The 25,461-nt window shown below is 68.0% G+C and carries 22 protein-coding genes, 2 tRNA genes and 1 pseudogene; 7 read left to right on the top strand and 18 right to left on the bottom strand.

Going from position 1 to position 25,461, the window contains the following annotated elements; genetic code table 11:
* Positions 1-1,634: 1,634 nt before the first annotated feature.
* The 3 genes from GCN81_RS30590 to GCN81_RS30600 form a co-directional block, all read right to left on the bottom strand.
* Entirely contained in the window at positions 1,635-2,048 is a 414-nt protein-coding gene (locus GCN81_RS30590) for a DNA-binding protein (RefSeq protein WP_156727786.1), read from the bottom strand.
* Positions 2,030-2,314 (bottom strand): hypothetical protein, encoded by a 285-nt coding sequence (locus GCN81_RS30595; RefSeq protein WP_156727787.1) that lies wholly within the window; start codon positions 2,312-2,314, stop codon positions 2,030-2,032. Before GCN81_RS30595 ends, GCN81_RS30590 begins: the two co-directional genes overlap by 19 nt.
* A gap of 209 nt (positions 2,315-2,523) precedes the next feature.
* A tRNA-Ala gene (locus GCN81_RS30600) sits at positions 2,524-2,596 on the bottom strand.
* A 160-nt stretch (positions 2,597-2,756) separates the two neighbouring features.
* On the opposite strand from GCN81_RS30600, the gene GCN81_RS30605 reads away from it, so the two are divergent.
* Together GCN81_RS30605 and GCN81_RS30610 are read left to right on the top strand one after the other, a co-directional pair.
* Positions 2,757-3,305: a helix-turn-helix domain-containing protein gene (locus GCN81_RS30605; protein ID WP_156727788.1), complete on the top strand. Its 549-nt coding sequence runs from the start codon at positions 2,757-2,759 to the stop codon at positions 3,303-3,305.
* A gap of 20 nt (positions 3,306-3,325) precedes the next feature.
* Entirely contained in the window at positions 3,326-4,801 is a 1,476-nt protein-coding gene (locus GCN81_RS30610) for a serine/threonine-protein kinase (protein WP_156727789.1), read from the top strand.
* A gap of 63 nt (positions 4,802-4,864) precedes the next feature.
* On the opposite strand, the gene GCN81_RS30615 is transcribed toward GCN81_RS30610, so the two are convergent.
* Positions 4,865-6,235 carry a hypothetical protein gene (locus GCN81_RS30615; RefSeq protein WP_156727790.1) on the bottom strand — a complete coding sequence of 457 codons (1,371 nt, stop codon included), beginning with the start codon at positions 6,233-6,235 and terminating at the stop codon, positions 4,865-4,867.
* A 134-nt stretch (positions 6,236-6,369) separates the two neighbouring features.
* Complete coding sequence (locus GCN81_RS32635; RefSeq protein ID WP_003999697.1) at positions 6,370-6,498, bottom strand: DLW-39 family protein; 129 nt, start codon at positions 6,496-6,498, stop codon at positions 6,370-6,372.
* A gap of 525 nt (positions 6,499-7,023) precedes the next feature.
* Here GCN81_RS32635 and GCN81_RS32935 point away from each other — a divergent pair.
* Positions 7,024-7,221 (top strand): DUF6344 domain-containing protein, encoded by a 198-nt coding sequence (locus GCN81_RS32935; protein ID WP_325065143.1) that lies wholly within the window; start codon positions 7,024-7,026, stop codon positions 7,219-7,221.
* On the opposite strand, the gene GCN81_RS30625 is transcribed toward GCN81_RS32935, so the two are convergent.
* The 6 genes and pseudogenes from GCN81_RS30625 to GCN81_RS30650 all read right to left on the bottom strand — a co-directional run bounded on the left by GCN81_RS30625 (position 7,130) and on the right by GCN81_RS30650 (position 11,572).
* Positions 7,130-7,921: a hypothetical protein gene (locus GCN81_RS30625; protein ID WP_156727791.1), complete on the bottom strand. Its 792-nt coding sequence runs from the start codon at positions 7,919-7,921 to the stop codon at positions 7,130-7,132. The genes GCN81_RS32935 and GCN81_RS30625 overlap by 92 nt on opposite strands.
* Before the next feature lie 38 nt (positions 7,922-7,959).
* Positions 7,960-8,583 (bottom strand): TOPRIM nucleotidyl transferase/hydrolase domain-containing protein, encoded by a 624-nt coding sequence (locus GCN81_RS30630; RefSeq protein WP_156728005.1) that lies wholly within the window; start codon positions 8,581-8,583, stop codon positions 7,960-7,962.
* Between the two features lie 68 nt (positions 8,584-8,651).
* Positions 8,652-9,197: a hypothetical protein gene (locus GCN81_RS30635; RefSeq protein ID WP_231627084.1), complete on the bottom strand. Its 546-nt coding sequence runs from the start codon at positions 9,195-9,197 to the stop codon at positions 8,652-8,654.
* Positions 9,198-9,352: 155 nt separating this feature from the next.
* Entirely contained in the window at positions 9,353-9,532 is a 180-nt protein-coding gene (locus GCN81_RS32115; protein WP_197287864.1) for a hypothetical protein, read from the bottom strand.
* A 374-nt stretch (positions 9,533-9,906) separates the two neighbouring features.
* Positions 9,907-10,224, bottom strand: a pseudogene (locus GCN81_RS32645) (transposase); the annotation flags it as partial.
* A 418-nt stretch (positions 10,225-10,642) separates the two neighbouring features.
* Positions 10,643-11,572: a helix-turn-helix domain-containing protein gene (locus GCN81_RS30650; protein ID WP_231627085.1), complete on the bottom strand. Its 930-nt coding sequence runs from the start codon at positions 11,570-11,572 to the stop codon at positions 10,643-10,645.
* A gap of 228 nt (positions 11,573-11,800) precedes the next feature.
* Between GCN81_RS30650 and GCN81_RS30655 the strand changes: the two genes are divergently transcribed.
* The 4 genes from GCN81_RS30655 (at position 11,801) to GCN81_RS33045 (ending at position 15,810) form a co-directional block, all read left to right on the top strand.
* Positions 11,801-14,017: a glycoside hydrolase domain-containing protein gene (locus tag GCN81_RS30655; RefSeq protein WP_156727794.1), complete on the top strand. Its 2,217-nt coding sequence runs from the start codon at positions 11,801-11,803 to the stop codon at positions 14,015-14,017.
* Between the two features lie 25 nt (positions 14,018-14,042).
* Complete coding sequence (locus GCN81_RS30660; protein WP_231627086.1) at positions 14,043-14,786, top strand: hypothetical protein; 744 nt, start codon at positions 14,043-14,045, stop codon at positions 14,784-14,786.
* A 167-nt stretch (positions 14,787-14,953) separates the two neighbouring features.
* Positions 14,954-15,388: a peptidoglycan-binding domain-containing protein gene (locus GCN81_RS30665; protein WP_156727795.1), complete on the top strand. Its 435-nt coding sequence runs from the start codon at positions 14,954-14,956 to the stop codon at positions 15,386-15,388.
* A gap of 230 nt (positions 15,389-15,618) precedes the next feature.
* Positions 15,619-15,810: a hypothetical protein gene (locus GCN81_RS33045; protein WP_407698037.1), complete on the top strand. Its 192-nt coding sequence runs from the start codon at positions 15,619-15,621 to the stop codon at positions 15,808-15,810.
* A 740-nt stretch (positions 15,811-16,550) separates the two neighbouring features.
* Here GCN81_RS33045 and GCN81_RS30675 read toward each other — a convergent pair.
* The 7 genes from GCN81_RS30675 to gnd all read right to left on the bottom strand — a co-directional run bounded on the left by GCN81_RS30675 (position 16,551) and on the right by gnd (position 25,441).
* Positions 16,551-16,624: transfer RNA gene (locus GCN81_RS30675), tRNA-Ile, on the bottom strand.
* Between the two features lie 70 nt (positions 16,625-16,694).
* Positions 16,695-17,453: a DUF3566 domain-containing protein gene (locus tag GCN81_RS30680; RefSeq protein ID WP_156727796.1), complete on the bottom strand. Its 759-nt coding sequence runs from the start codon at positions 17,451-17,453 to the stop codon at positions 16,695-16,697.
* An 18-nt stretch (positions 17,454-17,471) separates the two neighbouring features.
* Positions 17,472-20,129 (bottom strand): DNA gyrase subunit A, encoded by a 2,658-nt coding sequence (gene gyrA / locus GCN81_RS30685; protein WP_156727797.1) that lies wholly within the window; start codon positions 20,127-20,129, stop codon positions 17,472-17,474.
* A 42-nt stretch (positions 20,130-20,171) separates the two neighbouring features.
* Positions 20,172-22,235: a DNA topoisomerase (ATP-hydrolyzing) subunit B gene (gene gyrB, locus GCN81_RS30690; protein ID WP_156727798.1), complete on the bottom strand. Its 2,064-nt coding sequence runs from the start codon at positions 22,233-22,235 to the stop codon at positions 20,172-20,174.
* A gap of 365 nt (positions 22,236-22,600) precedes the next feature.
* Positions 22,601-23,239 (bottom strand): DUF721 domain-containing protein, encoded by a 639-nt coding sequence (locus GCN81_RS30695; protein ID WP_156727799.1) that lies wholly within the window; start codon positions 23,237-23,239, stop codon positions 22,601-22,603.
* Positions 23,236-24,357 carry a DNA replication/repair protein RecF gene (gene recF / locus GCN81_RS30700; protein WP_156727800.1) on the bottom strand — a complete coding sequence of 374 codons (1,122 nt, stop codon included), beginning with the start codon at positions 24,355-24,357 and terminating at the stop codon, positions 23,236-23,238. Before recF ends, GCN81_RS30695 begins: the two co-directional genes overlap by 4 nt.
* A 70-nt stretch (positions 24,358-24,427) precedes the next feature.
* Positions 24,428-25,441 (bottom strand): phosphogluconate dehydrogenase (NAD(+)-dependent, decarboxylating), encoded by a 1,014-nt coding sequence (gene gnd / locus GCN81_RS30705; RefSeq protein WP_325065140.1) that lies wholly within the window; start codon positions 25,439-25,441, stop codon positions 24,428-24,430.
* Positions 25,442-25,461: the final 20 nt, after the last annotated feature.

Consider the following 25,461-nt stretch of genomic DNA (forward strand, 5'->3'; position numbering starts at 1 on the left):
CACCGGGCAGCCCGCGAGGGCTGGGCGTCACCCACCCTTGACGCGCTGACCGGCGGCGAACGCCCCGATGGCACACGCACCGACATCCGCTGCACTCTGACGCCACTGAGGGCCCGACGGGGCGCCGCTGGGAGCCTGCCCCTATACGAACCCACGGATACCTCCGCCAGCACATCCCAAGCATCCGCGCCGACCAGGCTGGTTCGACGGCGCTATGGGAAGCCCTCTGCCGCCACACAACAGACAGCACGGCACGGCTCTCGAAGGGCTCCAGAAATCCGCTTGTGAGCGCGGGCTTTTCCGGTGCGCCATCGACCTGGATCGCAAGGCGGCCCTCGCGGGCAGCGACAATGCCCTGATTCGGATCGTCGAACGCACCGCAATGCAGCCGGACGCCAGCAAGTTCGCCCGCTGGACAGCGGAACAGGCCGAATTGTCCAAGCAAGAGCAAGTACACCGGCTCTTCAGAGCGTTGAGCGCGGCAGGAGCTCAAGGAGCCATCGACACGCGCGCCCACAGGCTGGTCGATCAGACCGACCGACGGATGCGTGGGCCGTCGGGTTCCTGGCCGCGCACCTGTCGGACCAGGGAGCTTCTCCCGAGGTCATCCACACACTGGTGGACGCGCGGATGCTCCAGGCCGATCAGCTCGCCCCTCGTGCGCTCGCCCTCGCGCTACCCAACCTCGGGAGAGTCGCCACGGACCATGCCTTGCGGTCACTGGCCCAGCACGCTGTCGACACCCTCCACAGCGACCCAGAGGACACATGCACTGCCATCGCCCTGATCCGGGCGCTGAAAGCAGCCGACGCGTTCGATCTCTTGACGTTCTTCGTAACCCGAGTGGCCATCGCGGCCCCGATCCTGGATCCAGACGAACTGCCTTTCTTGATAGCCGAGTTGTGGCGTGCCGATGCCAAGTGCACTGCACACTCATTGGTTTCCCTCGCGCCTGAATCCCGGATCAGGCTGACTGATGCCCGCCTTGTGCTGAACTTGCTGGAAGCCCTACGCGCGGCCGGGGCCGACGAAGCCGCTCAGACACTGCTGAACCGTGGGCCGGCCCGGCAAGTGAGACTCGTGTCAGACCCAGACAATCAGAGGTCGAGAGCGCCATCTGTGACTTGCTCGGCGCCCTCCAGGAGGGCGGCGCAATAGGAGCGTTCGCCGTCTTGGCCGATCGTGCCGCAGCCGAGATCAGTCTGGAGGCCCCGGGCGTCATCACGGCGCTCCTAGAACTGCTGCACTCGACCGGTCACGAGCAAGCCCTGCCGAAGCTGCTGGAGCGGAACCTACCCAGTCAAGTCTGGTACGACGATCCGCAGGAAATCCAACCGCTGCTCACCGCTCTACGGAGCATCGAAGCCACCGAGGTGTTCGAGGCCCTGGCGGAGAGGCTTGTCGACGATGCCGACCGGCACGTATCAGAGTTCTTGCAGGGAGTCGTCGAAGTCCTGGTGGCGATCGGCGCCGAGCGCGCCATCGACACGTTCGTGACCCGCGCCAAGGCGGAAGTGGGCACGGGACACGGACTTCCCTCGGTGCTCGCCGAAATTTCGATGAGGGGAGCAGTACGAGGGGCTGGCTACCGCCTGCATCGCGGTGCGTGCGGGGTCCTCGCCGCTCTAGAGGCGTCATACAGCAACGAGCCGGACCCGGTCGCCACACAGCTTGACCATGTCGTCGATGTCAGACGTCAGCATCACGACGGGACGCCGCTGTCGCAGAGCTGCCTCGGCGACAGCGGCGTCGATGGCGTACTTATGACCGTGCAGCCCAGCCTCCATCAACAGCGCCGAGGCCGCCTTTGCCTCCTCGTCGCCCACCGGAACGGCACGCAGGCCGGACAGCACCCAACCCAGCCGGGCCCTGTTCGTGCGCGCGTGAACGGCCTCAATGATGGTGAGCGCACAGATCACCACTTCCATGCCACGGGAACGCGCCTCCGCGACCAGCGCCACCACCGCCTCGTCATCACCCAGCAGCTTGGAAAGCCCCTCGCTGTCCAGAACCAGCGTCCCCCCGTGGCTCAGCTTGCGGCGGGCCACTGCCCCTCCTCGGCGAACACCTCGTCGAAGACCTGCCTCGCCCGCTGCCGCGCCTGCTCCGAGACCGGCCCCTTACGGCTCTCATAGTCCGCCAGGTACTCATCCAGCACCTGCCCGCGCAACTCCCGCTCGACGGCCTCCGTGATGAACGCGGAGAACTCCCGCTTGCCGACACGGGCACGGATCGCCTCCGCGGTCCCCTCGGGCAGGGAGAGGCTGACCCGCGTCGCCGGCCCCTCACCGATGCTGTACGTCGTCTCGGACATGGGCACAGTGTGTCAAACAAGTAGGAAACCGAAAACCCCTTGCAGCATCCCCCGCCCTCGACCTGCGAGGCCTAGGAGACCAGCAGGAGAGACCAAAGTCCTGCTCGAAGCCTGGAAACTCGGGCCTCCGGCGCCACTCGTCAGCACGGGAAATCGGGACAAAAAAGCCCCTCTGCCTGCATTCATGCAGGCAGAGGGGCTTTGCACTGTGGAGCCTAGGAGAGTCGAACTCCTGACATCTGCCATGCAAAGACAGCGCTCTACCAACTGAGCTAAGGCCCCGGAATCGGCGGATCACCGGTCTCACACATCATGCCGGATGACCGCCGCAGACCAGAGTACCGGGTCACCCCCTGGTTCTCACAAAAGGATTGGGGGTCCCGGTTCACCAGCACTCTCCGTAAGATGCTCGAGAGGTTCGCACCAGCGAAGGGGAGACGCCATGGATGCAGCACAGCAGGAAGCCACCGCGAGAGCCAGGGAGCTGCAGCGCAGCTGGTACGGGGAGCCGCTGGGGGCGCTCTTTCGGCGACTGATCGACGACCTGGGGCTGAACCAGGCGCGGCTGGCCGCGGTGCTTGGGCTGTCGGCGCCCATGTTGTCCCAGCTCATGAGCGGCCAGCGCGCCAAGATCGGCAACCCGGCCGTGGTGCAGCGCGTCCAGCACCTGCAGGAGCTGGCGGGCCAGGTCGCGGACGGCAGTGTGAGCGCCGCTGAGGCGACCGAGCGCATGGAGGAGATCAAGAAGTCCCAGGGTGGCTCGGTCCTCACCAGCGCCACCCAGACGCCGAACACCTCCGGGGCGCCGACCGTCAAGCGCGTGGTGCGCGAGATCCAGTCCCTGCTGCGGTCGGTGTCCGCCGCGGGCGACATCATCGAAGCCGCGGACAAGCTCGCCCCGACCCACCCCGAGCTGGCAGAGTTCCTCAAGGTGTACGGCGCCGGGCGCACCTCGGACGCCGTCGCCCACTACGAGGCGCATCAGAGCTGACTCCGCCGGGGGGCCGGGCCATGGGTGAGGTGTTCGCCGGTCGGTACGAACTGGTCGACCCGATCGGACGCGGCGGCGCCGGTGCCGTATGGCGGGTGTGGGACCGGCGACGGCGCCGCTACGTCGCCGCCAAGGTGCTGCGGCAGCGCGACGCGCACTCCCTTCTGCGTTTCGTACGCGAGCAGGCGATGCGGATCGACCATCCGCATCTGCTGGCTCCGGCCAGCTGGGCCGCGGACGACGATCAGGTCCTGTTCACCATGGACCTGGTCGCCGGTGGCTCGCTCGCCCACTTGGTCGGGGACTACGGTCCGCTGCCCGCGCGGTATGTGTGCACGCTGCTCGACCAGCTGCTGTCCGGGCTCAGCGCGGTGCACGCGGAGGGTGTCGTACACCGCGATATCAAACCGGCCAACATCCTGCTCGAGGCCACCGGGACCGGGCGGCCCCATCTGCGGTTGTCCGACTTCGGTATCGCGATGCGGCGCGGTGAGCCACGGCTCACCGAGACCGATTATGTGATGGGTACGCCGGGGTACTTCGCCCCCGAGCAGCTGCTGGGCGCGGAGCCGCACGCCGCGGCTGACCTGTTCGCCACGGGGCTGGTCACTCTCTATCTCCTGGAGGGCGCCAAGCCGGACGCCGAGGCGCTGGTCGATCTCTTCACCGAACGCGGCACGCCGGACGCCCCCGAGGGCATCCCGGAGCCGCTGTGGCAGGTCGTCGCCACGCTGTTGCAGCCGGACCCGGACGCCCGGTTCCGCACGGCTACGGGCGCCCGCAAGGCTCTGGCCGAGGCGGTCGAGCTCCTCCCCGAGGCCAGCCCTACCGACGAGCCGGTGGAGGTCTTCGACCAGCTCGGGCCGCTTCCCCCGGGCTTCGACGCGGACGGTCCCCACCGCCAGACGAGCCCCGCGGCCCCCTCCGTACCGCCGCACGCCCCGCCCGGGGGCACGGGCGGCGGCCTCCCCGTGCCTCCGCCGCCGATCACTCCGGCTCCGGGGCCGGGGGCGGGGGCGGGGGCGGGGGCGAGGTCGGGCCTGGCCCCGGTGGACTCCGACGGCTCCCGTACGAATACTCCGTTGCCCCCCGCCCCCGTAGAGGCGCCCGGCAGCCAGCCCCCGGCAGACGGCTTGCCTCCCACCCCGCCGCCCCAGCGGCCGGCAGCGGCGCCGCAACCGCGCCCTCAGCTTCAGCCCCAACCGCCCAGCACCCCTGCTCCGCCACAAGCCTGGCAGCCCCAGCCTTCACCGACCCACGCCGCCGTCCCCCCGCATCAGGCCCCCACCGCCCCTGCACGTCAACACACCGCTCAGCTCACGCAGCTGCCCACGCAGCTGCCCGCTGCCGCGCCGGTGATCGCGAAGCCCCCCGCCCCGCGCGCCGCACACGCCCGGCGCAAGCGGCCGGGACCGCCCCCGCAGGTGACGGTCCCGGTGTTGCTGCTCGCTCTCGTCTGTTTCGCGGTGGGGTTCTGGGCGCTGGCCCAGACCTGACCGCCGCCGGACCCGGCGCGTCCACCGAACCCGGCGCGTCCACCGAACCCGCTCTCGAACCCGCTAGCTGACGCTCGCCCTCCGCCGCGCCACCAGCGTCCACGCCCCGAGCGCGAGCACTAGCACGCTCCCCGTACCGATCCCCGCGACCGCGACGACCCGCAGAGTGCCGCTGTCGTACGCACCATCCCCGGCCGATCCGCCCTGGCTCCCGGCCGCGCCGACCTGGAAGACCCCCGGGTCACCCGCGTACTCGACACCGCTCTTCGTCTCGCCCCCGACACCCACCCGCAGGGTGACGCCCAGCTCCCGGTCGCCGTAGCGCTCCCGCAGGGCCGGGTTCAGGGTCACCTGCAGGTAGTACCAGCCAGGCGAACGCATCTCCCGGACCTTGCCGACCCTGCCGTATCGGTTCTCGTACGCCACGGGGAGCAGCGGGTCCAGCGCCGCGGACACGGGATCGCCCCGGAACGACGTGCCCTGCTCGTCCACCTCACGCCTCGCCGGACTGTGCAGGGTCATATGCAGCGCACTGGCGACCGAGCCGCTGCCACCGCCGGGCACGCTGCCCAGGGTCGCCTCGGCTGACAGCCGTTGTCCCCAGTTGAGCGGAACGCGGTAGAAGCGCGTCTGGCCGGGCCTGAAGCGGTCCTTCCACACACCGTTCCCCAGCTCCGCGGCGGTGTGGAAGCTGGTGCCGCCCGCCCGCTCACGCGCGTTGCCGACCGGCGGCTCCAACGCGCCGGAGCCTGTGCCCGAGCCAGATCCAGAGCCAGAGCCAGAGTCCAAGGTCGGTGGCGCCTGGGTCGTCGCCCCGCCGCCGCCCTTCAGCCCCGGCTCCTCGGCGACGGTCAGTTCCAGGTCCCAGGATTCAGCGCCGGAACCGGAACCAGAGCCGGAACCAGCGCCAGAGCTGACCGCACGCTTGCGCTCAACGACGAAGTGGTACATCCCGGCCTCCTGGCAGACCCGGCCCCCCGGCTGCACCAACCGCTCGGCAGACGCCACGATCGGCCGCGGATAGGCGGCAGCGCTGAACCGCGCCGTACCAGAGCCCCGGCCGAGGCAGGTGCGCCCCGTAGCGTCCAGCAGCCGCGCGGAGAGCCCGTCACCGTACGCGACCCGGGTCCCGAGCCGAGGAATCGCGACGGCCGATACGTACGCGGCGGACTCCGCGTCGAGCGAGACGCGGTAGTAAAGCTCGCCGTCGTCCGGACCGATCGAGCTGCGGTACGTGGCACCGGGCTCGAGCAGCGCCGCGTCGGTGCTGCTCGGCACGCCCTTGACCTGCCGCGTATCCTCGGCGAACTCATAGGGGTTCGGCTCGGCCGCCACCGACACCCACGTACCAGGCGAGGCCGCCATCGCGCATATCGCCGCGAGGGCTGCCGCCATGACCGCCGCCACCCGGGCTCCGCCGCGCCGCCGCACCATCACCGCGCCTCCTGACCACCCGTAAACCACCCGTAAACCATTTGCTCGTGCAAGCCAACAATTCACATACGCGAAAGGCAGCACAAAGCCCCGGCCGCTTCAAGCGACCGGGGCCAGTGAAGGACTGTCGATGCTCACGAACCTGTGGGCACGGAGTCAGTCGCCTCCGTCCACAGATCCTGCTCGGCGCGATCCGCCTGGATCTGGCGGTACACGAGGAGCCCGCCGATGGCGGCCAGTGCGACCAGGAGAAGCTTCTTCACCGCGCTACCTCGTCTTTCCTTGACGTAGGGGACCTTCTGGCGCCCGACTATACACACCGTTCGAAACCGAACGGTGACCTGCCTCCGAGCCAACTCCCGCCTGGAGCAACCCAATCGGTTCGCCGCCCGGCCGCCACGGCTCACCTGCGCGAACTGTGATCTCCACCGCCCTCGACCCCTGCCGCCATCCGAGTGGTGTTCATCTGAAGATCCGCGAATCGCGGACACGGCTCCCGCACTTCCCGGCCCCCGTACACATCATGAGGAAAGTACGCAAATCGTCCGACCCGAAAGTGAGGGATCGTGGCTGACAACAAGGTCACCCGCATGTGGTCCGTCCTCGTCACCGCCCTGTTGGCGCTCTTCACCACCCTGGGCCTCATCACCACCGCCGCTGCCACCACCGCCGCCCCGGCCGTACCCCACCAGGACACCACCCGCAACCAGACGGCCCCGAGGACACTCCCGGCCCTCACCTCCGCCACACCCGCCCTGCGCCCGTACGAGCCATCCAGGCCCCCGACGATGAAGCAGCGCATCCACGCCGAGGCCCACGGCTCCTCACCCAGCGCCACCCGACTGAACCTGGACGCCAGCGAGAGCATGCCGGCCCCCGCTCTCCCTCCGGCCTTCAGCCCCGGACGAACCTCGTCTGACGCTCACGGTCAAAGGCATAGCGGAACTGCGGAAACCGCTCGGCTTTCGGGTCCAGCAAGTCAATGAGAGCGATCAGCCGCCGCTGCACACCTTCGAGCCGAACGTGCTCAGGTCCCGTGCTCGCGGCCAGGCGATCAACGTCCGTGAGCAGTGGCTGAAACCAACGGCGAAACGCGTCGTCCGTATCGAGCTTCGCGGAGAACTCCGTGTACCCGAGACACCGCCGCCGACCCGGCTCTCCCTCTGGATGGATCATCAGCTCGCCGATCGCCCGCTGGTGGGCGCGGAACAGGCGCAGTTCGTTGCCGTCCTCCAAGCTGTCTCCCGCGCCGTCTACCGACGTGTGGTTGAGAGCCGAACCGATCTCGGAGATCTTGACCATGACCGCCCGGTTGGTACGAGACCGCCCAAGGTCCAGGAACTGGACGTCCCGGCGCAGAATCTCCACCCACCCCAGGTATTCGGCGAGCACGAACACCGTGCTGCGCTGCGCGTACTCACGCTCCTCAGCGGTGCCCTGAACCAGACACGCGGTCAGGAACCCCCTGCCCTGCCCAGGCAGCTGATCGATGACGAATCCATCCAACACATTGAAGAGCCTGCTCTGCAGATCGAAGGCGGCCCAGGCGAGTGAGGCCCCGTAGGCGTCCATGAGGTTGCGCTGCTCCATGGTGCGCAGCCGCCGCTGCTGCCAGTAGCCCAGTACGGCCGCCACCGAGGCACTGGCCACGGCCACCACCGCCGACACCAAAGTCACGGCATCCACAAACACATCCCCCTCATCCCCCGCATCGCCGCATCTCCTCATCTCCTCCCCAGGCTTACGAGGAGACCATCGAGCGGCGCCGGAACCTGTCCAGGCTCAAGAGCCTCGACGAGGAGGCGCCCATAGCGGAACTTGCGACCCTTCTTCGTGCCCAGAAACCGCCGCAGCTGCTGCTGCCGCGGTCTGCCGTGCTGTGCGGGCTGACGCACAAAGGTCTGCCAGGCCCGGAAATCACCTTCACCCCGGACGGCCTCCTCGACTCTCTCCGCACCCAGCGCGCGAACGAGCTCATCCTCCAGGTCCGCCACGCACACGAAGAAACCTTCCCGCGTCGCCCGCGCCCGCGCCCGCTCCAGCCCGCGCGCGAAAAAGCCCTGCTCCCCCTCATCGCACAACCCGGCCAAGCGCAGCCCAAGCCCAGGCGGCCCAAGCATCCCGGCGTAACGCCCCACATTCATCGCCCCACCCATCGGCACGACGCACACCCCCTCGGCGCCCAGGTCCCGCCCACGCCGCACGGCCAGCCCCTCCACCGCCGCGAGGTCACTCAACCCTTCCACCAACACCGCCGTCCGCACCCCCACCCGCCCAGCCAACTCCCTCACCACCCCACCGGAACCCCCGCTCGCCCAGCCACCAACAGCGTCCCGAAACGCCCGCATGCCCACCGTGCGGCGAATCTGCACGCCCACCGCCTTCCCGGCCCGGCATATTCACCGGCCCCCGGCACTCACCCAGAGAGGTCGGTCCTCCACTGCCGTGGCCACTGGCCCGACGGAGGCGGGGCTCCTTCGATTCCGAGGTCACGCCGCGCGCTCGCGTAGAAGGCATCACGCGCCGCGCTCGCCTCTCTGTGGGCTTTGGTCCACGTCTCGGCATCGACCAGCCCCTCTCGTACGAGCAGCTCGATGGTCCAGACCGCCTCGTGCCAGCGCCGCGCCGCCGCGATCGTCACCGCGTCCCCGACGAGCAGGACAGACTCCCACTCCGTCGCACGGTGAGATTCCGCGTCGGCGAGCAGCGGCAGACCGTCGACCGGCTGCAGCGGATCGGCCACGTCTGCGAATCCAAGGGCGGCGCCGATGCGCTGGGCGACACGAAGCTGCGCTTTGAGGGCATTGGCGTAACGGCCGTACGTCTCAAATCGCTTCTCGTCCCACCGCTCCTCCCGCTGCCGCTTCCACCGTCGGCGCTCGGTCAAGCTCTGCACGGCGTAGGAGCCGAGTGAACCGACCGCGACGCCTATCAGAGCGGGCAGTTGATCCAATAACGCCACAGTTCCCCCCCGACCAGTACCCTGATGCCGCACGCTCGTCGCTCTGCGGCCGACAGCCCCTTACCCACCTTCGGCAGGGAGCGCCTCTGCTTGGTGAGTGTGCCTGGAATGGCACCCAGCAGGCGCGCTTACTCGTCGGAATACCGCCCCCGGATTCAGGCGTGGCGTTCGGACTTGAGGAACGTCGTGTACTGGTGCACCGAGTAGGGCTTGACGTTGAGCTTGCCCGGATCGTCGAGGATCTGCTCCTCGGTGGCCAGCAGGGTGCCGGTGGCCTTGTCGAACACCAGGGTCTGCTTCACGGGCAGGTCGTCACCCGTGAGCCTGACCGTCACCGAGAACGCTTCTCCCGCACGGCCTGCCCGATCCTTCACCATCCCCTCATGGACAACACCCTTGATGTCCGGCTCGTCCTCGGCCAGGCCGTCCGATGACCACTCCTGGGGCGCACGACCTACGGCCCGGGCCTGCTCCCAGACCTTCCGCTGTTCGTCGTTCTGGAACTCGGGCGGCAGGGTGCGCGCCTTCCAGTCACACTTCCCGTTCGGCTTGCACCAGGTCTCCCGCCGCTCCGGAATGAGCGCGGAGGTGACCTGAACGCCGCCGACGCGGGTGGCGAGCGACCAGGAATCCGCCATCGTCGTACGCCTCCTGGGAGTGCCGAAAGGCACGGCTCGCCATGTCCTCCGGGGCGACGCGGGGAAGTCCGTCGACCCCTGGTGTACTGGCGCTGGACCCCCGACGGTGCGGCTGCCCTTCTTCACGTCGCCGGTCTCGTCCACGACCAGCACCGCCGCCTCGTCATGGAGATGTTCGACGACGTACTCGCGGACGTCATCGCGCACGGCGTCGGCGTCCCAGGACGCTCGGCACAACAGGTGCTGCATGCCATGCGGGATCTTCTCCCCCGGCCACTCCGCGATTGTCCAGCAGTTCTTGCGCGGCAGGTCCGGCATCAAGCCCAGTACCAACCGCCCGGCCCGCAACCGGGGCTCACCCTGGCGAACCGGCCCGCGATACGGCCCATGACCACCTCGAACGTCTCCCGCCAACGGCCGGGATCTATGCTGTGACCTGCGGCCGCCGTCTCTTCGCAAGTCCACACAACTCACGCTGATCAACGGTGGCCGCCCCCATTCCCGGACCGCCCCCACCAGCAAGATCGCGATCCACAGCTGGAGTACTACAACGTCGGCATTGCCACGGGCATCGTGTTCGGGGGACTGGTTCTGCCGCTGTCCGGCGTGCGAGACATCTTCCTCGGCTGCGGGCTGCTGACGTCGGGGCATACCCGGTGCTACTGGGCGAGCGGCGGCTGCGTCACGGACGGAGCCCACCAAGTCGTAGTCGAGAGCCCTACACGCGAGCGGTGATCGCTTGCCGCCACGGGGGAACGAAGGGGCCGGTCACCAAGGCGCCGGGTGCAGAGCGTGAGCGGTCGGTGACTACGGTTTGCGCTCGTCGGTGACCGCGGCGGGCAGGGGTGACGCGCCACCGCGCGGGGTGCAGACCTCCGTGCCCCCGTCCTCCAGGACGGCGCAGGCCCGTACGGCCGCGGGGTAGGGGGCTTCAATCATGGGGGAGTAGGTGTCCTGGTCGTAGGAGATCGAGCGTGCGGCCGAGAGGTCCCGCTTTCCCTCGACCCTGGCCGTGTCCCCGATCTGACCCTCGGTTATCCGTGCCCACGCGGCTCCGCAGCTGGGGCTGTAACGCAGCTCCAGATAGACCTCCTGGACCTTCTCGGCCGCAGCGGTCCATACGCCGATGTGGCATTCCATGCGCTGGGCGTCCTTGTTCCGGCACTCGAACCCGGCACACTTGACGGCGCTGCGCTCCGGCATGGACTCTCCCAGGCTCGTCCGGGCGGTGATGAGCATTCCCCCGAGCAGTCCCGCGGCCATCCCCAAAGCGATGGCGCTCCCGAGCAGGACGCCCCAGCGCCGGGGCCGACGGGACACGGCACGGGGCGCGGACTCCTCCGACGGCTGGTCCCGGTACACGTCCATGCCCGGAACAAGTCCGGGCTCGGGGTCAGGGGCGGCCGGGGCGGCTTCGGAGGCGGGGCGATCAGCGGGATCGGTGTGCTCCGGGGCATTTCCGTCCGGCTGCCCGCGCTTAGCGACATCCAGCAGGAGGAGTAGCCGGTCAGGCTTGACCGACACCGCTTGGGCGAATTCCCGTATGGCCTGCCGGGAGGGAAGTGCCTTGCCGTTGAGGTAGCGCTCCCAGGACGACTTGCTGTAGCTCGTACGACCCGCGAGCGTGGCCAGGGTCAGACCGCTGCGCTGCCGCAGCAGCCGCAGGTGCTCGACGAGGGGACCAGCTTTCCGGCGTGAACTCTCGTCCCGGCCTCTCCCGTCCCGTCCCGTCCCCACTCGTCCCCTCCTTTGGTCCAGGGCACGTTGGCGCGTCCCGCGTCCCATCATGTCCCATCCAGTCCCGCAGCTCTACCGATGTCTTCGTCAGAGCGTCAGCATGTGATCCCGCCCCCAACACGACAAACCGTGCTGACACCTGCCGTGGTGGTCCGCTCGATCCACCGCGACGCCAGAACGGCGTACACACATGGTCAACAGCCGGTCCGACCATACGAATGGGTACCTATGGCAGACGAACTCGTCCTGCGGGCACAGAAGTTCATCAACACCTACAACGTCGATGGCATACCCACCGTCATAGAGGATGGCGTCACCGGCTGGGGCACCATGTACGCCCTCACCCGCTGCCTCCAGCACGAGCTCGGTCTCACCTCCCTGTCGAACAACTTCGGGCCCGGCACTCTGGCCGCGCTGGAGACCAAGTACCCCAAGCTCAACGCCAACACCGTGCCCTCAGCCAACTTCTGTCGCATCATCCAGTCCGCCCTGTACTGCAAGGGCTATGACGGCGGTGAGATCGACGGCAAGTACAACGAGCGTGTCTCCACGGCCGTCAGCAAGCTCAAGGCGGACATGAGCGTCACGAACGCCTACCCTGACGACTACATCACGCCCAAGGTGTTCAAGGGTCTGCTCAACATGGACGCTTACACCACAGTTGATGGCGGCAGCTCCAGAGTCAGAATCGTTCAGCAACTGCTAAACCGCCGTTACGTCACCCGCAAGGACTTCTACGTCATCCCCTGCGACGGCCGGCACTCCCGTGATGTGGCCAAGTCCATGCTGCTGGCCATCCAGTACGAACTCGGCATGCCCGACGGTGTCGCCAATGGTGTGTTCGGCCCCGGCACGCAAGGTGGGCTGAAGGAGCACCCCGTATCCCTCGGTTCAACGGGCGTGTGGGTACAGCTGTTCACCGCGGGAATGATCCTCAACCACCGAAACATTCCGCTCACGTCGACCTTCACCGACGAGGTACGGAACGCGGTGAGCGCCTTCCAGGAGTTCACCATGCTTACCCCCACGGGGCAGGGGGACTTCCAGACATGGGCCTCGTTGCTGGTCTCCACCGGGGACCCCAGCCGTAAGGGGGCCGCGTCGGACTGTGTCACCACCATCACACCGGCGCGCGCCAAGACCCTGCGCGACAACGGCTACCGGTACGTCGGTCGCTATCTGAGCAACGTACCCGGCTCAAGTCTGGACAAGGAGATCAAACCGGGGGAACTCGACACCATCGCCGCGTACGGGCTGCGCTGCTTCCCCATCTACCAAACCTACGGCGCGTCGGCCGGATACTTCCACGACACACAGGGCACCGTGGACGCGTACGCGGCCATCCACCGGGCCGCCCACTACGGCTTCAAGCCGGGAACGCGCATCTTCTTCGCCGTCGATTTCGACGCTCTCGACCACGAGGTCACCAGCAACATCATTCCTCACTTCGAGGCGATCCGCCGGGTCCTGGCCGCTGACGGCCGTTACAGGGTCGGCATCTACGGGGCACGCAACGTGTGCACCCGCGTCCACCGCGAGGGGCTGTCCAAGGCAAGCTTCGTCTCCGACATGTCGACAGGTTTCTCCGGAAACCTGGGCTACGCCCTTCCCTCCGACTGGGCCTATGACCAGATCGCCACCATCACCATCGGCTCTGGTGATGGTGCCATCGAAATCGACAAGAACATCGCCTCGGGCCGCGACGAGGGACAGAACAGCTTCGACCCTCCGTTGTCAACAGAGCCCGACGGTCAGTTCGACGCGTCCAGAAGGCCGGCGCTCCTGGAGGACATTCAGGTCTATCTGGAGTCGGAGGGTCTTCCCGAAAGGGGCGGCGGCATCGAAGGGATGGTACAGATCTACTCCACCACCGAGGCCTTCAATCTCCTCATGGAGCATGATTACATCATCACCGCCGTGGCGAAGAAGATGCGGATACGCAAAGCCATGGTCATGTGCCCACTGCTGTGGGAGATCCGCAAGCTGCAAACCCTTGACTTCACTTTCGACAACGGCGTGGTCACCTACCACACCTTTGCGGACTACGACCCCACAGACAAATATATCAAGCGGGACTCCAGTACCGGCCTCGGCCAGGTATTCGCAGGCACCGCGATCAAGGCACGCAACCACCTCATCGACAAGGGCAGGATCACTGCCTCCGTCAAGAACCCGGACAACGACGACGACATCTGGGAAATCTGGCAGAAGCTCAACGGCGAGCAATACACCAGAAACACATACAACATTCATCATGTGGCTTATGCCCTGATGCACGCAGGAGCCATGATGGGACGCGGCCTGCCCACTCTTGATTACTCATACGAAAGTACCCGCCTGTGCTTTCAGCGCTACCGCGGGGAGGACGACGTCGCAGTGCGCGACGGTCACACCCAACTCGGCCTCTACCACGTGATCGAGAAGCATTTCGCCCCCCTGCGGTAATTCCCGTCCCCCGAGGAGCCAACCCGTGACATCGATACCCCGGCGCAGCGCCATGAAGCAGGCGCTCGGCCTGGCAGGAACCGGAGCGCTTCTCGCCGTAGGCGGGACCACGCTTCTCACCACGCCCGCCACGGCGGCTGACAAAGATCGCTACCGGAAGAAGGCGGAAGCACTCCGTGCGGAGCAGAAGGACATCCACAGTCGCCAGGCCAGCACCAACGGATGGGAGATGCAACGGTCCGTCAACAGCGGCGGGCACATCTGGACGCGCCCAGTTCCCGGCACCAGGGCGGAGATCGACGTACGCATCGGCACCGTGGAGTTCATTCTCGTCCACCTCGTCCAGCGCTTCCACTACGAGATCCGCGAACTCGGCGCTGACGACGTGACAGGCTGGCGCTCCCCCGGAGAAGTCCGCAAGGGCCTACCGGAGAGCAACCGAGCCTCGGGCACCGCCGTCACCATTCTGCCGGACCATTACCCGCCCGGCGCCACGGGCGGGTTCCACCCGCATGAGACCGCTGTCCTCCGCGACATACTCGCCGAACTCGACGGCGTCGTCCGCTGGGGCGGCGACGACAGGAAGCCCGACGAATCGCTGTTCTACCTGGACGCCAAGCCGACGGACGACGCCCGCCTAAAGCGCGTCGAGAGCCAGCTCAGGGGCTGGCGCAAGACACCTGGGACCGGTCCGGGATCGGCTGTCGACATACAGTCTTCCGGCCGCCGCGCGAAGGCGGAAAAACTCAAGGCCCGGCAGGCCGCATAGCGCGGTTCACCGCGTATGCCGTGTAACGACCGTGCGGACCATGCGAGGCGAGCAAACCGAGGATTCCCCTCGCCCGCCTCACTGACCAGCCCCCCCGCCCCATCAGGCCCGTGGCAGGGTACGTGAATGTGCTCCCACGTTTCCATCACAGCAAAAGGAGAAATCACATGCGTATGCGCGCGCTCATCGCTGCCGCCGCCGTCACCGTATCCACGATCGGAGTCATAGGCATCACCGCGCCGACGGCCTCTGCGGCTACGACGTGTTCCGGCTATACCGATGCCTACGACGGCAACTTCCGCCACTACTACATTCCCACCACATACAACAACTCCGCAGACCGCAACTGCGTTCTGTCCCAGGGGAACCAGGGCACCGGTGTGAAGTGGCTTCAGCACAGCCTGAACCAGTGTTACGACCAGAAGCTCGTCGCCGACGGTATCTACGGTCCCGCAACAAGGAACGCCGTGAAGAACGTGCAGTCGTACCTGAAGCGGACCAGGAGCTCCAGTATCGTCGTGGACGGGGTGTTCGGCCCGCAGACCTCGGGGTACATGAGCTGGGGCTACTACACCGACAACGGAGGCTGGTTCCACTGCTGACCCCAACACGGTGCGGCCTCTGACCCCCTTCCGAGGTTCACAGGAGTATGCGGCAGGCGGGCTTTTCTCCTGCACTCGAAAGTGCTTGGCCTAAGGCCTGTCCCGCACTTCTGGACCTTGTCCCGTCAGAACCCAAGGTGTTGTGGACTGCTCCAGCGCCGTCGCGGCGGACTCGCCGCCTGGTGTACCTGCGGGCTCTCACGACAAGCGACTGGCCGTTGTGGCGGGAGTTGCGCCTCACTGCGCTGGGCGAGGCGCCGCACGCCTTCACGTCTCGGCGCGCGGACTGGCGCAGCGGCGAGGAGGAGCGGTGGCGTGCAGGGCTGGGAGACGAAGGCGTCGTGGAGGTCGGTGCGGCGTTCCCAGCGGACGGCGAGGCGTTTGAACTGATGGAGGAGGGCGAGGTCTGGTCGACGACGTAGCGGAGCTTACCCAGGCCCTCGGTGTTCGAGGCGCCCCTGCGGGAGATCACCGGGGGGATCCGGCGCTTGCGCAGTTCGCGGCGGTTGGGGTCGGAGTCGTCGCCCTTGTCGCCGAGCAGGGCCTGGGGGCGGCGGCGTGACCGGCCCGGGTGTCCGGCGACGGGCGGGATGCAGCGAAGCCCGAGGGCGCGGCACCGGTGGAGAGCCCCGTCCTGAAGGCTGACCAGGCCGTCAACATGGCTGCTCAAACGGTGGCGGGACTCTCTAAGGACGTCCCGGCCCCCGCCGCAGATGCCCGCTGCGCGCGAAATCCCTCCGCCGCTGCCACGCTCGCCGCCCAGGCCGCGCAGCTCCACGACGGTTCCGGCGACCTCTCTACGGCCGCTCACCGTGCCGCCCTCCAGGCATCTCAGGCCGCTGGAGCCGCCGCTGCGGCGGGCAGCACGGGCAGGAACGCGGTGCTAAACGCCAAAGCGGACACAGCCGAAGCCGCGGCGGTCGCCGCCTCTGTGGAGGCGCCGATGTCATGCATCTGGAGCACTAACCTCTGCGCTGGCGAACCGAGCAGAACGCCTGGCAGCCTCGGGAGAGGCTGGGAGAAATCGGGGAGACGATCAAGCTAGGTCGCCCCCAGGCTGACCACGTCAGACCAACGCGGACCAACACCCCAGCAGAGTCCAAACATGCCGAGAGGGCGCCTCCCGGCTGGGGAGACGCCCTCTCGACGTGTACTTCAAACGTGGGGCTAACAGGATTTGAACCTGTGGCCTCATCCTTATCAGGGATGCGCTCTAACCAACTGAGCTATAGCCCCTCGCGCTCGCGCGCTGACCACTGAAGATTAGCGCACGACGCGGCCAGTCCCAAAATCGATAGGTCCCGGCTCACTCGTCCTCGGCGAGTGTGAGCTCGACGCCGCCCACGAATCCAGCCGAGAGGTTGTAGATGAAGGCCCCGAGCGTCGCCAGGGCTGTGGCCAGGACCACGTCGATCACGGCGATGATCGACGTGAAGGTCAGGACCCGCGGCAGCGAGAGGAAGGACTGGAGGTCGAAGCCGTTGGTCTCGTTTGAGCCGGTCGCTTCGGAGATCGTGCCGCCGACCGTGGAGAAGACGCCCATGGCGTCCATGACCATCCACAGCACCGCGGCCGCCACGATCGTGCAGATGCCCAGGGCGATGGAGAGCAGGAAGCTGACCTTCATCACCGACCACGGGTCGGCCTTCGCCACCCGCAGTCGCGCCTTGCGGGTACGTGGTGCCGTACGCGCTCCCGTACGGGGCCTGCGGGCCGCGTCGCCCTGGGACGAGGCGGAGGGGTCCGGATACGCGTGCGGCGGGTGGTACGGCTGGTTCGACGCCGCCGAGGCGGAAGCCGACGCCGAAGCCGGAGCCGAAGCAGCCACCGACGCCGCCGGGTCGGCCGGGCGGCGCTCGCCCGGCAGGGGACCGGACGGGTACGTGTCCCCGTCACCGTTCGGGTGGGTGTTGTCCTGCGTCTGCGGACCTCGGGTGTCCGTCACCGTTCCCCCTTGCGCCTTCTGTTCCCTCTGTTCCCCTTGTGCCCCCTGTGGTTCCCCCGCAGGGCCACGGCCGCCGTTCGCTCCGGTCTTGCTTGCTCCGGCGCCCGTGGCTCCACTCACGACCTACACTCCTCGCGCTTACTCGGGCGCGGGCTGTGTGCCCTCGTCCGTGCCGACCACCGTCTCGCCCTCGGCCGATGCGTCGATGTCCGCGGCATCCGCGGTGTCCGCGATATCCGCTTCTCCGTCGACTTCTTCGGCTTCGCGACCGGCCTCGGCGTTACGAGCGATACCGACCACGGCATCGCGCTTGCCCAGGTTGATCAGTTGAACGCCCATGGTGTCACGGCCTGTCTCCCGGACTCCGCTGACGCGCGTACGAATCACACCGCCCCCGAGCGTGATGGCGAGGATCTCGTCGTCCTCCTCGACCACCAACGCACCGACCAGCGAGCCCCGATCCTCCACGATCTTGGCGGCCTTGATACCGAGGCCACCGCGACCCTGGACGCGGTACTCGTCGACGGGGGTCCGCTTCGCGTACCCGCCATCGGTTGCGGTGAACACGAACGTACCCGGTCGTACGACATTCATCGAGAGCAGCTCGTCGCCTTCGCGGAAGCTCATGCCCTTGACGCCGGAGGTCGCGCGGCCCATCGGGCGCAGCGCCTCGTCCGTCGCGGTGAAGCGGATCGACTGCGCCTTCTTGCTGATCAGGAGCAGGTCGTCCTCGGACGAGACCAGTTCCGCGCCGATCAGCTCGTCGTCTGAACCATCCGCCGTCTCACGGAGGTTGATGGCGATGACACCACCGGAGCGCGGCGAGTCGTAGTCCTTCAGCGCCGTCTTCTTGACCAGCCCGGCCTTCGTAGCGAGCACCAGATACGGCACCGCCTCGTAGTCGCGGATGGCGAGGATCTCGGCGATCTTCTCGTCCGGCTGGAAGGCCAGCAGGTTCGCCACATGCTGACCGCGGGCGTCGCGTCCGGCGTCGGGCAGTTCGTACGCCTTCGCGCGGTACACCCGGCCCTTGTTGGTGAAGAACAGCAGCCAGTGGTGCGTCGTCGACACGAAGAAGTGGTCGACGATGTCGTCTTCCTTGAGCTTCGTGCCCCGTACGCCCTTGCCGCCGCGCTTCTGCGAGCGGTAGTCGTCCGTCTTGGTGCGCTTGACGTAGCCGCCACGAGTGATCGTGACGACGATGTCCTCCTCGGCGATGAGGTCCTCGATGGACATGTCACCGTCGAAGGGCACCAGCTTGGAGCGCCGGTCGTCGCCGAACTTCTCGACGATCGCCGCGAGCTCCTCGCTGATGATGGAGCGCTGGCGCTCCGGCGAGGCCAGGATCGACTGGTACTCGGTGATCTTCGCCTGGAGTTCGTCGTGCTCGGCGGTGATCTTCTGGTGCTCCAGGGCGGCCAGTCGGCGCAGCTGCATCTCAAGGATGGCGTTGGCCTGGATCTCGTCGATCTCCAGGAGGCCCATCAGGCCCTCGCGCGCGATCTCGACGGTCTGGCTGGCCCGGATGAGCGCGATGACCTCGTCGATCGCGTTCAGCGCCTTGAGCAGGCCGCGCAGGATGTGCGCCCGCTCCTCGGCCTTGCGCAGCCGGAACTTCGTACGCCGGACGATGACCTCGACCTGGTGCGCCACCCAGTGGCGGATGAAGGCGTCCAGGGAGAGGGTGCGCGGCACACCGTCGACGAGCGCCAGCATGTTGGCGCCGAAGTTCGTCTGCAGGTCGGTGTGCTTGTAGAGGTTGTTGAGGACGACCTTGGCGACCGCGTCCCGCTTCAGGACGATGACCAGGCGCTGGCCGGTACGCGAGGAGGTCTCGTCGCGGACGTCGGCGATGCCGCCGACCTTGCCGTCCTTCACCAGGTCGGCGATCTTCTGCGCGAGATTGTCCGGGTTGACCTGGTACGGGAGTTCGGTGACCACCAGGCACTGGCGGTTCTGGATCTCCTCGACCTCGACGACCGCGCGCATCGTGATGGAGCCGCGCCCGGTGCGGTACGCCTCCTCGATGCCCTTGCGGCCGACCACCAGGGCGCCGGTCGGGAAGTCCGGGCCCTTGATGCGCTCGATCAGCGCGTCCAGCAGCTCCTCGTGCGAGGCCTCGGGGTTCTCCAGGTACCACTGGGCGCCCGAAGCGACCTCGCGCAGGTTGTGCGGCGGGATGTTGGTGGCCATGCCGACCGCGATCCCGGCGGAGCCGTTGATCAGCAGGTTCGGGAAGCGGGCCGGCAGGACGGTCGGCTCCTGGGAGCGTCCGTCGTAGTTGTCCGTGAAGTCGACGGTCTCCTCGTCGATGTCACGGACCATCTCCATCGACAGCGGCGCCATCTTGCACTCGGTGTAGCGCATGGCGGCGGCCGGGTCGTTGCCCGGGGAGCCGAAGTTGCCATTGGAGTCCACCAGCGGCATCCGCATCGACCACGGCTGCGCCAGGCGGACCAGCGCGTCGTAGATCGAGGAGTCGCCGTGCGGGTGGTAGTTACCCATGACGTCACCGACGACGCGGGCGCACTTGTAGAAGCCCTTCTCCGGGCGGTAGCCGCCGTCGTACATCGCGTACAGGACGCGGCGGTGTACGGGCTTGAGGCCGTCCCGTACGTCCGGCAGCGCGCGCGACACGATGACGGACATCGCGTAGTCGAGGTACGAGCGCTGCATCTCCGTCTCAAGCCCGACGGGCTCGATCCGCAGCGTCTGGTCCTGGGCCGCCTCGACCTCTTCGGGCGTGAGGGGCGGGATGGGGGAAGTGTCGGGAGTGGGGGTGATCTCGTCGGCCATTGCTGGTCTTCAATCCTTTCGGTGCGGTCAGCTGAGACCGACTCAGATGTCGAGGAAGCGAACGTCCTTGGCGTTGCGCTGGATGAACGAGCGGCGCGCCTCGACGTCCTCGCCCATCAGCACCGAGAAGAGATCGTCGGCCTGGGCGGCGTCGTCCAGGGTGACCTGGCCGAGCACCCGGTGCTCGATGTCCATCGTGGTGATACGCAGCTCCTCGGCGTTCATCTCGCCGAGACCCTTGAAGCGCTGGACGGAGTCGTCGCGGATGCGCTTGCCGTTCTGCTTGCCCAGCTCGATCAGGGCGTCGCGCTCACGGTCCGAGTACGCGTACTCGAAGTCCTCCCGACCCCACTTGATCTTGTACAGCGGCGGCCGGGACAGGAAGACGTGTCCGGCCTCGACCAGCGGGCGCATGAATCGGAACAGGAACGTCAACAGCAGGGTGTTGATGTGCTGTCCGTCGACGTCGGCGTCCGCCATCAGGATGATCTTGTGATAGCGGAGCTTCTCGATGTCGAAGTCCTCGTGGACTCCGGTGCCGAAGGCCGAGATCAGTGCCTGGACCTCGGTGTTCTGCAGGATCTTGTCGATCCTGGCCTTCTCGACGTTCAGGATCTTGCCGCGGATGGGCAGGATCGCCTGGTACTGCGGGTTACGGCCGGACTTGGCCGAGCCACCGGCGGAGTCACCCTCGACGATGAAGATCTCGCACTTCGTCGGGTCGTTGGACTGGCAGTCGCTCAGCTTGCCGGGCAGCGAGGCCGACTCCAGCAGGCCCTTGCGACGGGTCAGGTCGCGCGCCTTGCGGGCCGCCACGCGCGCGGTGGCCGCCTGGATCGACTTGCGGATGATGTCCGCGGCCTCGTTGGGGTTGCGGTCCAGCCAGTCGGTGAGGTGCTCGTGCACGACCTTCTGGACGAAGGTCTTCGCCTCGGTGTTGCCCAGCTTGGTCTTCGTCTGGCCCTCGAACTGCGGCTCGCCCAGCTTGATCGAGATGATCGCGGTCAGACCCTCGCGGACGTCGTCACCCGTGAGGTTGTCGTCCTTTTCGCGCAGCAGCTTCTTGTCGCGCGCGTAGCGGTTGATCAGACCCGTCAGCGCGGCCCGGAAGCCCTCTTCGTGGGTACCGCCCTCATGGGTGTGGATGCCGTTGGCGAACGAGTACACGCCCTCGGTGTACTGCGTGTTCCACTGCATCGCGACCTCGACCGACAGCAGCCGCTCCCGGTCCTCGCTCTCGATGTCGATCACCGTGGGGTGAATGACCTCGCCCTTGCGGGAGTTGAGGTACTTCACGAAGTCGACGATGCCGTCTTCGTAGTGGTACGTGACGGTCCTGACCTCGGGGGTCTCGTCCGCCCCTGCCTCGTCCGCTCCCGCCGTGGCCTTGGCCGACTCGCGCTCGTCCGTGAGCTTGATCGTCAGGCCCTTGTTGAGGAAGGCCATCTCCTGGAAGCGCCGTGACAGCGTCTCGAAGGAGTACTCGGTGGTCTCGAAGATCTCGGCGTCGGCCCAGAAGGTGACCGCCGTACCGGTCTCGTCGGTGGCCTCGTGCCGCTCGAGGGGAGCGGTCGGCGCACCCGCCTTGTAGTCCTGCGTCCAGCGATAGCCGTCGGTCCTGATGTCGACGGAGAGCTTGGTGGACAGCGCGTTCACGACGGACACACCGACGCCGTGCAGACCGCCGGAGACGGCGTAACCGCCGCCGCCGAACTTGCCGCCCGCGTGCAGCACGGTCAGGACGACCTCGACGGCCGGCTTCTTCTCGACGGGGTGGATGCCCACCGGGATGCCACGGCCGTTGTCCACGACGCGTACGCCGCCGTCGGCCAGGATCGTCACGTCGATGGTGTCGGCGTGACCGGCCATGGCCTCGTCGACGGAGTTGTCGACGACCTCTTGGACGAGGTGATGCAGTCCACGCTCACCGGTCGAGCCGATGTACATGCCCGGGCGCTTGCGGACCGCGTCCAGACCCTCAAGGACAGTGATCGCGCTGGCGTCGTACGAGGCGGTGGCCTCGCCGGACGCGCCAGCGGCGGTGGACGGGATGGTCTCGTTGGGGTTGCCGGAATCGGCCACGAAGCGCCCTTTCTGGCACAGCACAGGCCTTGCTCCGGCGGGCCCGGAGCGGCTGCGTCGTTCAGTGTTGGTCGACGATCGATCAGCGCGTCCCACGAATGGGGCGAGATTAGCTTCCAGTCTACCGGTAGCACTGACAGTGATGGGGGTTTGCCGGTACCTGAGTCCGCATGTGCCGCCCTGAACCGGACTCGCCCGAGTCCCGATATGCAGACCCGGGCCCCAAAGGGCTCACAGCGGCACTCAGAGCTTCGGGCTGTCAACCACGCGCTACGGTGCGGGACGCACTCCGTGGGGCGGGTTTGTCCGTACGGTGCCCGTGGGCTCTCCGTACGGTGCCCGTGGGTCCCACTACCTGGCCCGTGGGGGTCTCGCTACCTGGCCGTGGGCTATCCGTACGTGTCACCTGGGCCGGTGCTGCCGGGCGCGCGCAGCGGGCCGAAGCGGCGCGGGGGCCCGCCGGGGCCGTGGACCTTGATGAGGCGCACGGTGCCGTGGCCGAGGTCCTGGTTGAGCCGTCCGACCAGCTGGGGCGCGAGCAGGCGCAGCTGCGTCGCCCAGGCCGTGGAGTCACACTGCACGGTCAGCACCCGGTCGTCCTCGTCGTACTTCTGCGGCACACAGTGCTTGGCCAGGTCGTCGCCAACGATCTGGGGCCAGCGGCCCATGACGCCGCCCACCGCGGCCGGAGTCTCCCAGCCGCGCTCGGTGATCAGACGGTTGATCGCCGCGCCGAGCGGCAGCGGGTCGCGGCCGTCGGCACGGGCGCCGGAGCGCAGGCCGCCGCGCTTGGCCTGCTTCTTCTGCTGCGCGGCGTCGCCACGCGCGCGTGCCTGCTCCTTCGCGGCACGCAGGGCTACCCGGGCGAGGTCTACGCCGGTGGGCTCGGGGGCAGAGGGCTTCTGCTCGGGCTGACCCGACTGAGGCTTGGGCGACTGGGGCGCGGAGGCGGTGCCGGGGTCTGGGCGGGGGCCGGAGCCGGAGCCGGGCCAAGAGCCGGGCACAGACCCCGGGGCGGGCTCGGTCATGTCCGGGTCACCTCGCCCTCAGCCACCGTGTACCGCGTGCCGTGCAGCACCTCCGGCACGTCGTCCTCGACCGCCGCGGTCACCAGCACCTGCTCGCCCCCGGCCACCAGCTCCGCGAGGCGCTCCCGGCGCCGGGTGTCCAGCTCGGCGAAGACGTCGTCGAGCACCAGGACCGGCTCATTGCCCTCGGCCTTCAGCAGGTCGTACGAGGCCAGCCGCAGCGCCAGCGCGTACGACCAGGACTCGCCATGGCTGGCGTACCCCTTCGCGGGGAGCTCGCCCAGCAGCAGCCGCAGGTCGTCGCGGTGCGGGCCGACCAGGGTCACGCCCCGCTCGATCTCCTGCTTCCGGGCGTCGGCGAGCGCCGCCAGCACCTGCTCGTACAGCTCCTCGCGGGTCTGTCCGGGGCCGGGCGCCGAAGGCCGGTACTCCAGCGCCAGCGGGCCGCCGCCAGGGGCGAGCTGCTCGTACGCCTTGTCGGCCAGCGGCCACAGCGTCGCGATCAGGTCGAGGCGCTGGGCGAGCAGCTCGGCGCCCACGCGGGCCAGATGCTGATCCCAGACGTCGAGCGTGGACATGTCCATCGACCGGCCACCGTGCCTGCGGGCCATCGCGGCGGACTTCAGCAGGGTGTTGCGCTGCTTGAGTACGCGGTCGTAGTCGGAGCGGACGCCCGCCATCCGCGGCGAGCGCGCGGTGATCAGCTCGTCGAGGAAGCGGCGGCGCTCACCGGGGTCGCCCTTGACCAGCGCGAGGTCCTCCGGCGCGAACAGGACCGTCCGCACGATGCCGAGCACGTCCCGCGGCTTGACCTGCGAGGAGCGGTTGATCCGGGCGCGGTTGGCGCGGCCCGGGTTGAGTTCCAGCTCGATCAGCTGCTGCCGCTCGCCCTGCCGGACGGCCGCCCTGATGATCGCGCGGTCGGCGCCCATCCGGACCAGTGGGGCGTCGGATGAGACCCGGTGGCTGCCGAGGGTGGCGAGGTAGCCGACGGCCTCGACGAGATTGGTCTTGCCCTGGCCGTTGGGCCCCACGAACGCGGTGACGCCCGGGTCGAGCGGGACCTCGACCCGGGCGTAGGAGCGGAAGTCGGCCAGCGACAGATGCGTGACATGCATGGATGACGCCGACCTCCCCCGGCTGCTGTGTGCTCGTACTGCCTGCTGCTTCTTACGTCTTCCCGACCGCTTACTTCTTCTCGACCGCGTGGCCGCCGAACTGGTTACGGAGCGCCGCGATCATCTTCATCTGCGGCGAGTCGTCCTGGCGGGACGCGAAGCGCGCGAAGAGCGAGGCGGTGATCGCGGGCAGCGGCACCGCGTGGTCGATGGCGGCCTCGACCGTCCACCGGCCCTCGCCGGAGTCCTGTGCGAAGCCGCGGAGCTGGTCCAGGTGCTCGTCGTCGTCCAGGGCGTTGACCGCCAGGTCGAGCAGCCAGGAGCGGATGACCGTGCCCTCCTGCCAGCTACGGAAGACCTCGCGGACGTCGGTGACGGAGTCGGCCGCCTCCAGCAGCTCCCAGCCCTCGGCGTAGGCCTGCATCATGGCGTACTCGATGCCGTTGTGGACCATCTTGGCGAAGTGCCCGGCGCCGACCTTGCCCGCGTGTACGGAGCCGAAGTCGCCCGCCGGCTTCAGGGCGTCGAACGCCGGCTGTACCCGGGCGACGTGCTCCTTGTCACCGCCGTACATCAGCGCGTAGCCGTTCTCCAGGCCCCAGACGCCGCCGGAGACACCGCAGTCGACGAAGCCGATGCCCTTGGCCGCGAGCTCGGCGGCGTGCTTCTCGTCGTCCGTCCAGCGGGAGTTCCCGCCGTCCACGACGACGTCGCCAGGCTCCAGGAGACCGGCCAGCTCGTCGATGGTGGACTGCGTCGCGGCACCGGCCGGGACCATCACCCAGACGACGCGCGGGCCCTTCAGCTTGCCCACAAGCTCGCGCAGGCTGTGGACATCCGCGAGGTCGGGGTTGCGGTCGTATCCGATGACGGTGTGGCCTGCGCGGCGCATGCGCTCGCGCATGTTGCCGCCCATCTTGCCGAGGCCGACGAGACCGAGCTCCATCTGTGCTGTTCCTTCGTGCTTGGTGAGGCGTGAGGCGGTGAGGCCGGGTTGCTGCGGGCGGGCCCGCGAGGCAGCGGCGTCAGCCGGGACCTGCGCGGGGTCGCACCCGCGTCCGAGCCTACGCCGGGCCCCGTACACCGGCCTGTGGGCCTCCCTGG

The organism is Streptomyces apocyni (assembly GCF_009739465.1).
Taxonomy (GTDB): domain Bacteria; phylum Actinomycetota; class Actinomycetes; order Streptomycetales; family Streptomycetaceae; genus Streptomyces; species Streptomyces apocyni.